Source organism: Dictyobacter alpinus, assembly GCF_003967575.1.
Classification (GTDB): domain Bacteria; phylum Chloroflexota; class Ktedonobacteria; order Ktedonobacterales; family Ktedonobacteraceae; genus Dictyobacter; species Dictyobacter alpinus.
On the sequence record NZ_BIFT01000001.1, the window covers coordinates 2,802,508 to 2,816,361 of the forward strand.

Genomic DNA, 13,854 nt, shown 5'->3' on the forward strand with positions numbered 1-13,854 from the left:
GTCATGCGGCGGGATGGTGAAGGAGGTGGAGTTGGGGAATATCAACACCCCCCGGCAGGAGGCCTGCCGGGGGGTGTTGATACTTGTTTTGTTCGGCTTTAGTGGAGGTTGGAGATGGTGGTGCTGAGGTAGTGGGCGAGGGATAGTAGAGATCCACAGACGATGAGGAGGCCGAGGATATAGGGGATGGCTACAGTGGCGATGGCTTTGTCACGGTTGAGGTTGTGGACCCCCTGGACAACGAAGATGTTGAGGAAGACGCCATAACAAAAGACGACGAGGCTGATAAGTGGCGCGAAGAAGAGGGTGGATATGTGGAAGTAGACAAAGACTGTAATGATGAGGCCACCTATGAAGCTTAAGGGGACGAGATAGAGCAACATATCAAAGGCGTGCTGTACGAAGTGTCCGTTTCCTCTGAATGCACGGGCTAGCAGATATTGTAGACCTGATTCTAGCAGGAATAGGAGGGGGATAAGGATGATTTTGAGTATAAATGCGCCAATGGTTGCACCAACGGTAATGGTTCCTAAGAGACTGAAAATTGGATTGGCGCGGGAATCGATTCCTGATGAGGTGTCTCTGACCAGGCTTTTTATCAATCCAAGAACTACAGGGATCAGTATGAGAATGCCCAGTTGAAGCCAGACGAGGTTCCAGCGGGCGTATTCGGCGGCTCTGGCAAAGGTGGTCGGTGAGGGCCAGGCAAGCACTTTCGCATAGAAAAACGGCAATGTTCGTAAGGGATGATGTGGTACTCTGCCGGGTGATCCGGCCGCAGCCACGTGAGTCTGTTCAGAATTCCAACGCATAGTTTCACCTCATTCTCATGCATAGTGCAGAGCGTAGATCTACTAAGCAAGCTAACGGTACTATCATACCCAACTCTAATTGAATGTGCAATGGATGGAAAGCTCATGATGAGAGGCAAAAGAGGATGAGTGTAATTTTTTTAGTCGTAGAGATAATGAAGTGATGGAAGAGTTTAACGGGAGAGCTGATCACTATCCACCAGGATCGTGACAGGACCATCATTGACCAGCGAGACTTGCATATGGGCACCAAAAACGCCACCACTGACCTGGAGTCCATGGGATGAGATACTGTTTTTGAAGCGTTCAACGAGAGTTTCAGCTAGCGCAGGAGGAGCAGCGGCTGTGAAACTGGGACGACGGCCTTTGCGAATATCCGCATAGAGCGTAAATTGAGAAACGACCAGGACTGCTCCCTGGATATCGAGTACTGAAAGATTCATCTTGCCTTCGCTATCCTCGAAGATGCGGAGATAGACCAGTTTATCGGTCAACTGCCTGATCTGAGCATCGCCATCCTCGGGACCAATGCCAAGTAAGACCAGCAAGCCGTGTCCGATTGATCCGACGACCTGATCATCCACGGTGACGCTGGCACGACTGACACGCTGTACAACTGCTCTCACTCTTCAGTTTGTCCCGCCTGTGTTTCTGTCTGGCCCGCCATGCGCGCCGCCGCTTCAGGTGAAACCTGAATACCAACAGCGATAGCGATCGAGAATTGCGCCAGATCGGCCATACTGACATCAAAGGCATTCAGACCTAGATACTCGGCACGCTTTTTCGCGTTGCCGTGTAAGCGCACAGAAGGGCGACCACTGCGCAAGTGTACTACCTCCATCTCACGCCAGCCCACACCACGCATGCCGGTGCCAAGAGCCTTACAGATCGCCTCTTTAACCGCGAAACGGCCCGCCAGGCGGGCCATCTTTCCGCGGCTCTGGACAATCTCAAGATCGGTAAAGACACGTTTCAGGAAGCGTTCACCATGATGTTCATACACCTTACGGATACGCGCCACCTCAATAATATCGATCCCGACCGCCACATTCACACCCTGAGTAGGGTGGAGAGAAGCAGGAAGACCAGCCACCCCTTCCGGCCCGAAAAGCCAATCCGGCATAGGCATGCCCGCCTGGCGTACGAGTGGTGTAAACAGCAATGACTGATCTTCATCCATGATAGTAAAACTCCGTTAGTTTAGCTTTCGCTTGTGATTAATGTTTCCTGAACCATGTCGCCAGGAATCTCACTGGTTGTATCCTCAGCGGCCAGTACTGATGGTGCAGGAGTGGTTGCCCGACCCATACCACGGTAAATGAAGCCATAGCGATTCATTTCAGCTGGCTCGTAGATGTTACGTCCATCGATCAAGATTGGACGGCGCATGGCACCATGAATTTTCTGCATGTTGAGTGATTTGAATTCATTCCAATCTGTCACTACAATCAGCGCGTCTACCTGCTCAGCAACCTCGTAAGGTGTTTTGCAGAAAGTCACGTCGTTCAGGTTAACGTGTTCACGCTCCAGGGCCTCGCGACCAGTCTCGGTGGCGACCGGATCATAGACACGAACCGTTGCACCCTGGCTGGTAACCCAGTGAATAATATCAACCGCAGGAGCCTCGCGCATATCATCGGTATTAGGCTTGAAGGCCAGACCCAGGATACCAATTTTGGTACCACGCAATGATCCCAGCATATTATTCAGTTTTGAAACCACCAGGCGGCGCTGATCATGATTGATGTCCATTACAGCACGCAGCATCTGGGGATGTAAGCCAGCCTCATCAGCCATATGTGCCAGAGCGCGTACATCTTTCGGGAAACAGCTACCGCCATAACCCAGACCAGCATCCAGGAAGGCATGACCGATACGTTTATCATAACCCATACCCAGAGCAACCTGCTTCACATCGGCTCCCAGTCGCTCACAGATCTGAGCCATCTCATTAATGAAAGAGATCTTCGTCGCCAGGAACGCATTAGAAGCATATTTGATCATCTCAGCGGTATAAAGATCGGTCACCACGAAAGGAGCACGCAACTGTAAATACAGGCGAGCAACTTTGTGGGCTGCCTCAGGCTCAGACGAACCCAACACAATACGATCAGGATTCTGGAAGTCCTGCAAGGCGGCGCCTTCACGCAAGAACTCAGGATTCGAGACCACTGAGAAGCTCGCATTGGCCGACTTTAAGTTATGGCTGATCACACGTGAGACCACATCACCGCTACCGACCGGTACAGTACTCTTATTAATAACAATTGCATAGTGATCAAGGTTTTCAGCAATACTACGTGCCGCACTCTCAACATAGCGCATATCCGCGCCACCCTGATTATTGCCGGTAGGCGTATTAACCGCAATAAAGATAAATTCGCTATTTTCAAGTCCTTCAGGATAGCTCGTTGTGAAATGCAAGCGACCAGCCTGCACATTACGCTCCACCATCTCCTCAAGGCCAGGCTCATAAATTGGCAGAATCCCTTTTTTTAAGCGCTCAATTTTTTCTTGTACAATATCGACACAGGTAACCGTATTGCCCAGATCGGCCAGGCACGTGCCCGTTACCAGGCCTACATAGCCTGTACCAATTACACAGATAACTGACACAATATTACTCCTCTGCAGCTACGAATGGATTTTCATACTTTTCTTCTATAATAGTGGTTGGCTGCCCGTGACCCGGAAAAACGACCAGATCATCTTCAAGGGTATACAACTTATTTCGGATTGATTGTTCAATCTGTACATAGTTTCCCCCTGCAAAATCGGTGCGTCCAATGCTCCGATAGAAGAGGGTATCCCCACTAAAGACACAATAAGGTTGACTGATCAAGCAAATGCCCCCAGGTGTATGACCGGGTGTGTGTATCACGTCCAGGCTGAGCGTTCCAAAGGATATGGAATCTCCCTCCTGGAGTAAAATATCAGGTGTACGTTTAACCAATGGCGCGGTCAGCCCATATTCCTGCGCGGTCTGTTCATCTGTATAAAGAGGAACATCGGCCGGGTGGATAGCGAGTGGTACCGGGTAATGCTCACTAATGGCATCAATAGCGCAAATATGATCTATATGCCCATGAGTATTGATGATATACCTGGGGATAAGATGCAGTTCTTGAATGGCCATGAGAATTTTCTCTGGCTCATCCCCTGGATCAATGATGACCGCTTCGCGCGTTTCAGGGCAAGCGTACAGGTAGCAATTTTCTTCAAGCATACCAACTGTGACACATTTCACAATAGGCGTTTTTTCTGAGTTATTTGCGTTTTCAGGCATGCTGTGCGTTTGTTCCTCCTAGCCCTCAGGCGAATAGCACTGAGAGACATTATAGCATAGCTCCTTATCAATCAGGATAGTATAGGTGTGCTGGATAGCTTAGATTGCTATGTGTAGCAATAGTTTCGATGACCTTGAGCTTGCGAAGATCTGCTTTTATGCACACAAAAAGCAGATTTTTGCCAGCCTGGTACTTCTATCCTTCCTTATCGTCACTTCATCGCCAGAATTACTTTGTGTCTGTAGGTTTCAACGACTGGTTATACAAAAAATAGTAAAGGCTAGTAGTTTATTACTATGGGACAAGATGGACCGAGAACTCATAAAGGGTAGGTTGCTATGAGTTCTCCTTTTTTACTGGCGCTTAAAAGAATAGAACTATGAGGGGCATTGAAGGGGGAGAATGTGGACGAAATGGAATATATGGGGTAGAATGTGTACTATAAGGAACTTACTTCATTATCCTGTGTTCTGGTGCCGCATGAGCGCCCAATTGGCAGCTGTATGCTCAGGAGGAGTAGAAGAAAGCATGTCGAAGGATCACCTGGAACGACGATTATACCGTAAAAGCCCTGGACGCCAGTATGGCTATGAATATGATCCGCTAAGTAGTCGGAGTGGAAGTGGTAGCAGGTCACAAAAAGGCGAGACCGCGAGCCGCTCTGGTATGCTGCTCGCGCAACGTCCCGACCCGCGGCGAACTCGACAGCTCATGCGTCAAAGTATTATTGCAAGTAAGCGTCCCAATGAAGAAGAGACGGAACAGATAGAATTTAGCGATCAGGCTTATGATAACAGCGAGGACGATCTCTATGAGGCGCGTCCCAGCCGGCGACATCCTGTGCGCCATGAGTTACCTGAGGCATATCTGTCATCGTCCCGGAGACGCTACCGCAGTATACAAGATGAGCCGTCCCGTTCTATAGATTTGCCTCCCACCAGTGCGCTATACTTGCCAGAGGATGAGTGGCGGGATCTGGCCGATGTTGATCCTGACCTGGGTATTGAAGAGCCGTTAAATCAGCGTGTACGCTATGTTGATGATTATGATGACGACTATGAGGAAGTAGCTCCATCTCGTTCATCCGCTCGTGCTGTACCTCAGGCTAGACCAACCCGGCGCTTGGAGCCAATCGATTCTGAAAGCGTGTATCCTGATGAGGATGATCGCTATGATTATGAATATGAAGATGAAACTGATCGGCCATCAATACGGCGCGTAAAAAGCAAGAGTAAGAAAAAATTGTCGCGTCGAGGCTTATTGCTTGGTGGTGGGGCGGCAGCACTGATTGGAGCTGGTGCAGTGGCGTCACAATATATACCTACAGTACCTCAGGCCACCAGCAATGTTGCTGCAAACATTGAGCATCAGATACAGGATGCCTTTAATAAAGGTGTAGCCCATGGTATAGATCAGGCACGCAAAGATTTTGTTGGCTCAATGGACAGTCTGGAAGGTTTTACACTGGAAGGGGCGATTACCGCGGCCCGCCTGACTCGTGTCGCTTATGATGTTTTTGTCTCACCAATCATCAAGTTTGGGGCGAACATTACCGGAGATGTATTAGCGGGTATGCTTAAGGCCTTTAAAACCGCACGGGGGCTGCTGGCAGGCATTTATCAGGATAATGCTACCCTGATCGCGATCCAGAAAGTACTTGAAACCTGGGTCACGCAAGTTGGTACGCTACCCAAGCAATTGGACTCTATCACGCAATCCGATCTGGATGGTGCTCAGGCATACCTGCGTGCGCTCCAGCGGAAAGTGAACGATGAGAAAGCCAAACTCAATCAACCTGCAAACGCAACCCCTACGCCAGCGGCACAGCCGACGAAGCCGGCTCGTTAAATAGCCATACAATAAAACAGGATCAAACAGATAATAAGATAGTGTTTGTTTCCCACTCTCATCGTGGAGCGTGCAGCCAACCGCACGCGGGCCCTAAAGGGCCCATGCTTCTTTTAAGTGTGGTGTCAAAAAGTGTTCTCCGAACACTTTTTGACACCACACTTAAAACCGTTGGAGCGCCAAAGGCGCGAAAAAGACGATAATGAGGCATGGATTTCATGGGAATCAAGCATTATCTAAAAAAAGGACTATCCCACTGTGGGATAGTCCTTCTATATTGGTGTGCTGAAACTGTTTATGTGTTGCTATCGTCAAAATGTGGGCGGAGTGCCGCAGGATCAATGCTGTCCTCATTCAGTTGATAGCGATTATCCGTGGATAGTCGCAAGCGATCAGGTGTGAGATTCGGCAAGGCTTTGTGGATGGTATAGGAGCGGAAGAAAAGTGCATCTCCACACCCAAAGTTGCCACTATGCCAGATCGCCTGGGACTCATCAACCGGAACCCCCTTACCGCCAACCGCGCCTGGATGTTGGACGGAATGCTCAATAAAGCCCTGGCGGTGCGAACCGGGCCAGACCGCCAGTCCTCCTAATTCCATGGGACAATCCCCCAGAGGCGTCCAGCAGGAGTAAGTCTCGACCGAACCACGAATATAAAAGAAATCCTGATGGGCCGGCGTGGTATATTTCACTGATCCTGGAAACGTAATACGACCGATACGTCGTGGATGGACCAGCACCTCGCCCTCTAATAGTCTGGTTGCGATAGCCATCAGTGCAGGATGAGTAGGAAAGTTGTGGAATGACGGCAGCCGTAAAACCTGACGATAGACATCCATATATTCGCGTTGTCCCTCTGATTTTGTCTCAGTGCCCGGCAAAACCACCGCCTCCATCATATCGTGGGCAGGATCGAGCCAGCCAGCAGCCTTGATCAAGTTCAACACATCACGTCGAACCTCCAGAACCACTTCAGCAGGAATGAGCTGGCGAAAGAAAAGATAGCCATATTCCTGCATGCGAGCCTTTAAAGTCTCCGCATCTTCATTGGATACAGACTCTATAAATGGGACGTACTCTGTAGCAGTTGTTTCGATTTGATTCATCGACGGATCCTCCGATCTGATAGGGTATACTACACTCATAGCTGTAATGATAAGGAAAAAGCGCCTGATTTGCTTGGCATTTTGAAGAATGGTTTTGGCATTTTCGCCGATAGGAGTGAAATCAATGCATGCGTCGGTCCGATTGCACTATAAACATCCTGTCTCATCCCAGCAAGATTTACAGTCTTGTTTATTCTCCAGTTTGGCCATGCATCCACAACTGCCGCTGTGTGCGCGACAAGAATTTTATGGGCAAGGGACGGATACTGGACTGCATAAACATGAAGATTTCTATGCGTTTTATGTGGTGCAGGGTGGTCGTGGTGTGCACCTTATCAACAACCAGCCGTATGCCATTACCCGAGGAAACGTCTATGTCCTTCCTCCAGGCACCACTCATGCCTATCGGCAGTACTCCCAGTTAATCATTCACGCCTTTTACTTTCAGCCACACTTATTTTCCATGACCGAACAGGCAGCTTTACGAGCTCTCTCCGGTTTCTGGCAACTTTTTGTCCTGCCTGATGAGCAGGCGGCAACGTGTGAAACCAGAATCGATCATCATCTACATTTATCGCCAGAACAGCATCGCGAGATAGAGCAAGAGATCAATGAAATCTGCCGTGAATTCTCCACTGATACTCTTGACGGAACCCTGTTAACGCAGAACCAATTTTTGCGCATGCTTATTCACGTGGCTCGCTGGCAGGGTGAGCAGGGAAGTGACAATTGGCAAAGCGAACCGGCAGAAGCGTCAGACATAGATCTGCAGCAAAAAATGGGGCTAGCAGGTGTCGTGCACTTTTGCGAAGAACACTTCCACGAGTCCCTGACAGTACCACAACTGGCGGCACAGATGTTTCTTTCACCCAGCCGTTTCAGCGAAATCTTCTCTCAGGAAGTCGGTATGTCGCCCGCAGCCTACATCAAGCAGTTGCGGCTAGAGCGCGTCCAGACCCTGTTAAGGACCAGCACACTCACTACGACAAAGATCGCTCATCAGGTTGGTTATCGGGATAGTGCGCAGCTAGCACGGGTATTTCGCTCAACCTTTCACTCTACGCCTACCGCCTATCGCCGTAGCTTTCAAGCCCAACCAGAATGACCGCTGCAAGCCCGCAAAATAGACCAACTTAACCTCTTGACGAGAACCGGACAATATGCTATTATCATTTTGCCTCACGAAAGACACGGGTGACTAGCTCAATGGTAGAGCAAGCGACTCTTAATCGCTAGGTTCAGGGTTCGAGTCCCTGGTCACCCACCATGAGCTTCCTTTGAACACAAAGGAAGCTTTTTTTTAGCCGCTTTTCCTATCTTCTTGACACGATCTGAAACCAAACATACAATATAAAGACATCTTTATATGTTGCTTCTTAGAGTTATGGGACATGATTTCCAGGCTCTCTTTAACCACTACAAGGTTCTATATTGATTAAAGGCAATGTGGAATCAGCGAAATACCTGATACGAAAAACTGCTGCCCCTGCTCCTCTCTTCGATCAGATTATTATGTATGCAGACTATTCCCTGAACGTAGGTGTAAGAGCAGTGTTGTGGGTACACATAAATTTAACAGAAAATTACAAATTTTTAATTCGAAAGTTTAACGTACCTGTGGTAGTGTGTGAATAGAACCTGTATACTGATAGCGGGCCTGTAAGCCTCTAAAAGTGATGAGGAAGAGGAATAATCGGAGCCGTGGATCGAAAGGCTTTGATAAAAAGATGTGTCTATCAGTGTCAGGCAAGGATGAAGCGTACGCAAGAGTACTCAGCCAACACAGGCCGAAGCAGAAAAGGAAAGACATGTTGACAAGCAAACGCGATCAAGGGAAGATTGATCCTGAGAATGTAAGCCATGGTACTGCGATGCTGAAAAAACGCCGTAAGATGACGAGCGAGCAGGCGCTATATAGTGGCAAGCATGGCAAGGCGGATTTGCATATGCATAGTACTTATAGTGATGGTTGCGCAACTATCGAAGAAATTCTTGAGCATGTGCAAAATAATACTGACCTGGATGTGATTGCTCTAACTGATCACGATGTTATTGAGGGGGCGCTCAGGGCGCGGGATATCTGGTCCAAGGGCTCGTATCGCTTTGATTTTGTAGTAGGTGAAGAAGTCACCACCACTGAAGGCCATCTGCTGGGATTATTTCTGGAGAAGAAAGTTCCTGATGGCTTCAGTATGGAGCGCAGCATTGATATGATCCATGATCAAGGTGGATTGGCTGTTGTGGCGCATCCGTTGCATCGCTTCTTCCGTCATAGCTGTCAGCGTCCCGTTATGGATCGCATCCATGCATCTAAGGATGTCTGGTTGGATGGTGTCGAGACCTGGAACGCCAGTTTCTGTGGTATCTATGCTAACTATATTGCTATGGGCACGAATCGTGAGGTATATCGCTTGCCAGAACTGGGTAATAGTGATGCTCATACCTTGAGTGCTATTGGTAGTGGCGTTACCTGGTTTGAGGGTAAGACGGCCCTTGAGGTTCGTGCTGCTATTGAGCAGGCGGCCAGCGCACCAGGTGGCAAGATGTGGGATATGCAAGCCTATTATCACTGGGTTCGCTATATTATGAAGGATAAGGAGTTGCGCGAAGCTCGTCGTCCAGCCATTGCTTAATTTTTAGCTTTAAAAATTAAAAAGGGTGTAGATAGAGCTCTATCTACACCCTTTTTTTCTTGTTTGTATTCGAGGGCGCACTCGGGCACTAAAGTGCCCTTACTTTATGTATGTAGTGTGTTTTTGCAATAACGCGCGTTTCGCGCGTTATTGCAAAAACACACTACATACATAAGCATGTCCCCGTCAGGGGACATGGGTGAGGGCGCGAACTAGGCGTGATTGAGAACTGGTGCCTGCATAGGGCATAGGGAGATCTGAAACGTGGGGAGGACTTTTTGTGGCAAGAAGGTTTCTGCGCAATAATACATGATCATAGTCATCCATTGCAAATCTATAGTGACAAACTACTAGTCCCATCAACCCTAAGTGTGGTACAATAGGAGTATGTTTAGCAGACATGTACAGCAAGGAGCCGGATAATTAGTCGCATTGATGATCCAGATGCTGGCTCGGCTTGATGTAACTTCCTGCATATTGACTGGTAGTGGACTGGTGCAGAGCATTGTGGTAGTCCTGTTGATGATCCAGATATATATTTGTGGGAATATTACCTGTACTATTTGCGGACATCGTGGACATATTCAACGGAGTGTTGGCTTGTAACCCTGACACTGCCACAACCCTTGGCGCATTTTACAATTTGACGCCTGACCGTTAAGCTGAGAGCATCATCCTGTTTGGGCTGCTTATATATGCGTTGCAGCATCCAGGCCTTCAAGATACACTTTGGCCTGCTCCGCATGAGCAAACCTGGATGGTCGTTTTCATTTACCAGGCCATTTTGCTGGTTCTCTCATGGTCAGCGATACCAAAACTTGTGCTGCGGGATGAGGAATTGAGTGTAAAAAAAGGGTTTACAGGCTCGCCCAGAACATGTCATTGTACTGGCTATCAGACTATTATCTTATATGAGCATCTGGGCATTTGCCTTGCCGGCGGTCCTTGCCAATGTGATCGCTGTGAAATGCATTATTGCTATTGCGTGTTGCTACACGCCGACCGCTAAAAGTGCGCAATTAAAGATATTGTCAGCAAGCGGCCAGTATAGACAATCGTCATGTGCCAACAGCGTTCATGTCGAACGCGGTAAACGCTTCCGACGTTCGTCCTGTGCCCACCGGCGTTGCGCCGTTCGATGGTGGTGTACAGCCAGACTTAAAAACAAAAACGGCATTGACAACAGCAATACCGAACCGGGATTGTGTAGAAGTGCGCAGCGTGAAAAGACAGCCGAGGATAATGACGGGGCGGAATTGTAAAATTCGCCGGGACAAGAGTTCTGTTGTACCGCCCATGAGAAAAGTGCATTGACCTCAAGTTGGTTAAAGGTTTGAATAGAAACACCTATTCGCCCCAACTGTCTTCAGTCGATAATATTCTACGGAAGTAACCTGCGCTCCGGTTCGTAGCGACTGAGACTGGAGATCTTAGTGACAACGCAACATTCGCATCATGAACATAGCGACGTTGATGCATCCGTCGTGGAGCATCCGTCTGCCTCCGAAAATGAGACGATAGCTGCCTCCGCCGCATCTGAAGCCGCTGACACATCTGTTGAGACTGATGTCGAAGCAAGATCCTCTTCGGAGGAGCAGGCAGATTCTGCTGCTAAGCATGATGAGCCTGTAACTGAAACAACCAGTGCATCTGAGCAAGAGACAACAATAGATGTACCGGCTGCTTCTGATCCTTCAGAGCATATAGAGGTTAGCGATGCACCTATATCAATTTTGGAGTCCACTGACAATTCTGACAATTCGCCAGTAGAGGAAGCTGCTGCTAGCGAGCAAGAAGAGTCAACTAGTGAAGTTCCGTCAGAACCAGAATCCCCAACTGTAACGGATAGTGCCCCGGCCGAAGTGTCAGGTAATGCTGACGATGAGCAGGCTTCCGAGCCTGTCGTTTCGACCTCTGAAACAAACGAATCTGTGCCAGAACAGAATAAGGATGTTTCTGAAAGCACGCCCGAGATCCAGGCCACTAAGGATGCGACTGATGAGTCAGTTCAGCCCGAAGCCAAAGAAGAAGCCCAACCAGTGCAGGAAGTATTACCAGAAGCAGCCCTTGTAGAAGAGAAGACGAGCTCACAGGAACTTCCAATTGCCGATACCACCTTCCCCTATGTAGAAGGTTCTGGAATTATAGATGCGGCAAAGGCTGAAGAAGTACGACCATTTACCGATTTTATCGCAGAATTCAGACAGGCCGAAGCGGCCTTACAAGCCACATTGCGCGATACTCAGGTTGAGGCTTTATCCATTTTAAGCTCAGCTGCCTCCGACCTTATACAGGGTGGAAGTCAGGAAGAAGCGAGCACGACCCCAGAATCCTCAACTGTTGAAGCTCCCACTGCTGCTTCCCAGTCTGAACAGACTTCCGAAGTCAACCAGGAGTTAGCAGTGGAGTCAGAGGAGAAGTCTGAAGCAGTGAAAAGTGAAGAAGAACCAAAACCTGTGACACGACCCGTTTCACCACTCTTGCGTCCAGCATCACGTTTGCGTTTACCACGTCATAGCTTTGGACGCCATATACGTGAAGAGCAGCAGCAGACCCCAGCCGTTGAAGAGAGTCCGGCCCCGGTTGCGCAATCAGATGCGCCCGCTGAAGCGGCTCCTGAGGCACCAGCCCCACGGCCAGCTCGTCGCTATCGCTTTGACCGTCCAGCGGCCAGCGTAGCCGCTAGCAACGTCCAGTCACCATCTCGTGCCGCGCAGAGTACGCCGACACCAAATCAGCCAAAAGCTGAAGAGAAGCCAGCTGCCAATAACCAGCGTACGGAAGAAGTGCGCCAGACTGCCGAGCAGCCAGCGAACGCGGTCCAAACTCCTGAGCCACAGACCAGCAATCATAAGAAGCATACTAATAATCATAATGCGACTCAGGAAGCTGAGAGTAGTCCAGCCAGCCAGCCAACGGAATCGCACGGACGCCGTCGCCACAGCCAGAAAGAACAGCCGGCTGCCGCGCAAGAGCCCGTGGTAGAGAGTGTTGCGCCAGCGGTTGAGCAGCCCAGTGATAGCAAAGCAGATGTGGCGCCAGAGGACTTGCCACCATTGGAATACTCAGAACTCCAGAAAGCGAGTTCACGTCGCCGTCGTCGCCATCGCTCGGGATCCAGCAATGCAGGAACTCATACTACCCAGAGTAGTACCCATGCGCCTGAGGAAATCAATGTACCACCGGCACCGATCGTACCACCTGCTCCGATGCCGACCGCTCCCGCACGCACACCCGCCGCGGCAGCGGATAATCATAATACCGATATTGACAATCAAACTTATACCATTGTTTCTGGCTATACTGTTAGTCAGATGAATCAAGGAAATGATGTGACTGGACCATTCATGGGACCCGAGCCCTCGCCTGCGCGTGGTAGTGTAATGACACGCGATGGTCGCAACACGCGTGCGGAAGCTCGTCCAACCCCAACCCCTTCGTTGTATCCATCAGCGCGTGCAGCGGACAATGGTTTGTCTACTGCCGCTATCAATCAATTTGCCAATGTCGTTTCCCAGGCCCTGCAAACGCAGACCGATCGCATGGTTACCGAGTTCCGCCGTATCAGCCAGGCTCCAACCAATGTGTCGGTGACCTTGCCGCCTTTCCCCTCCACTGAGCGTGTAGGCGTCTTTGTCGATGTGGCGAACCTGCTCTATTCTGCCCGTACCCTACGTATGGGAGTAGATTTTGGCAAACTGCTCGACTTCCTGCGCGGTAATCGCCGCCTGATCCGTGCGCATGCCTACTGCCCAACCAGTCCTCAGGCTGGTGATGAGCAGATGTTCTTGCAGGCCGTAAAAGGACTCGGCTATCGTATTACCACTAAGAACTACAAGACCTTCTCCAGTGGCGCCAAGAAAGCCGACCTGGACCTGGATCTGTGTATGGATGTTGTACGCCTGGTTGACGGAGGAGCCGTTGACTGCATCGTCCTGGTTAGTGGAGATAGCGACTTTATGCCAATGCTCGACTACTGCTCCGACCACGGTGTGCGTGTGGAAGTCGCCGCATTTGACGAAGCTATGTCTGCGACCTTGCGTCAGAGTTGCGACCTCTTCATTAACCTGTCAATGCTTGAAGAGATTCGTGTCTGATCCGTACTAACAATTGCTAAAAGAAGAGAGGGATAGGATGTGCAAGCGCACATCCTATCCCTCTCTTCT

General features: G+C 49.6%; 11 protein-coding genes and 1 tRNA gene. 5 read left to right on the top strand and 7 right to left on the bottom strand.

What is annotated here, in order from left to right; genetic code table 11:
* Positions 1-98 precede the first annotated feature (98 nt).
* The 5 genes from EL633_RS11105 to EL633_RS11125 form a co-directional block, all read right to left on the bottom strand.
* Entirely contained in the window at positions 99-812 is a 714-nt protein-coding gene (locus EL633_RS11105) for a YIP1 family protein (protein ID WP_126627242.1), read from the bottom strand.
* Between the two features lie 173 nt (positions 813-985).
* On the bottom strand, positions 986-1,438 hold the full coding sequence (gene dtd / locus EL633_RS11110; RefSeq protein ID WP_126627243.1) for a D-aminoacyl-tRNA deacylase: 453 nt from the start codon (positions 1,436-1,438) through the stop codon (positions 986-988).
* Positions 1,435-1,992 (bottom strand): holo-ACP synthase, encoded by a 558-nt coding sequence (gene acpS / locus EL633_RS11115; RefSeq protein ID WP_126627244.1) that lies wholly within the window; start codon positions 1,990-1,992, stop codon positions 1,435-1,437. The genes dtd and acpS overlap by 4 nt, the downstream gene beginning before the upstream one ends.
* A 20-nt stretch (positions 1,993-2,012) precedes the next feature.
* Entirely contained in the window at positions 2,013-3,428 is a 1,416-nt protein-coding gene (locus EL633_RS11120) for a UDP-glucose dehydrogenase family protein (RefSeq protein WP_126627245.1), read from the bottom strand.
* Positions 3,429-3,432: 4 nt separating this feature from the next.
* Entirely contained in the window at positions 3,433-4,098 is a 666-nt protein-coding gene (locus EL633_RS11125; protein ID WP_126627246.1) for an MBL fold metallo-hydrolase, read from the bottom strand.
* Positions 4,099-4,627: 529 nt separating this feature from the next.
* Between EL633_RS11125 and EL633_RS11130 the strand changes: the two genes are divergently transcribed.
* The gene (locus tag EL633_RS11130) at positions 4,628-5,947 is read left to right on the top strand and encodes a hypothetical protein (protein ID WP_126627247.1); all 1,320 of its coding nucleotides are present in this window, start codon (positions 4,628-4,630) and stop codon (positions 5,945-5,947) included.
* A gap of 295 nt (positions 5,948-6,242) precedes the next feature.
* On the opposite strand, the gene EL633_RS11135 is transcribed toward EL633_RS11130, so the two are convergent.
* A complete protein-coding gene (locus tag EL633_RS11135) occupies positions 6,243-7,055 on the bottom strand; it encodes a phytanoyl-CoA dioxygenase family protein (protein WP_126627248.1) in 813 nt (270 codons plus the stop codon).
* 124 nt (positions 7,056-7,179) lie between these two features.
* Between EL633_RS11135 and EL633_RS11140 the strand changes: the two genes are divergently transcribed.
* From EL633_RS11140 to EL633_RS11150, 3 genes are all read left to right on the top strand, one after another.
* Positions 7,180-8,160 (top strand): AraC family transcriptional regulator, encoded by a 981-nt coding sequence (locus tag EL633_RS11140; RefSeq protein WP_161982080.1) that lies wholly within the window; start codon positions 7,180-7,182, stop codon positions 8,158-8,160.
* A gap of 87 nt (positions 8,161-8,247) precedes the next feature.
* Positions 8,248-8,322: transfer RNA gene (locus EL633_RS11145), tRNA-Lys, on the top strand.
* Between the two features lie 541 nt (positions 8,323-8,863).
* Positions 8,864-9,688: a PHP-associated domain-containing protein gene (locus EL633_RS11150; protein ID WP_161982081.1), complete on the top strand. Its 825-nt coding sequence runs from the start codon at positions 8,864-8,866 to the stop codon at positions 9,686-9,688.
* Between the two features lie 423 nt (positions 9,689-10,111).
* Here EL633_RS11150 and EL633_RS11155 read toward each other — a convergent pair whose 3' ends face one another.
* A complete protein-coding gene (locus EL633_RS11155) occupies positions 10,112-10,303 on the bottom strand; it encodes a hypothetical protein (protein ID WP_126627251.1) in 192 nt (63 codons plus the stop codon).
* Positions 10,304-11,121: 818 nt separating this feature from the next.
* Here EL633_RS11155 and EL633_RS11160 point away from each other — a divergent pair.
* Positions 11,122-13,785, top strand: a complete 2,664-nt coding sequence (locus tag EL633_RS11160; RefSeq protein ID WP_126627252.1) for an NYN domain-containing protein — start codon at positions 11,122-11,124, stop codon at positions 13,783-13,785.
* The last annotated feature ends 69 nt before the right edge of the window (positions 13,786-13,854 follow it).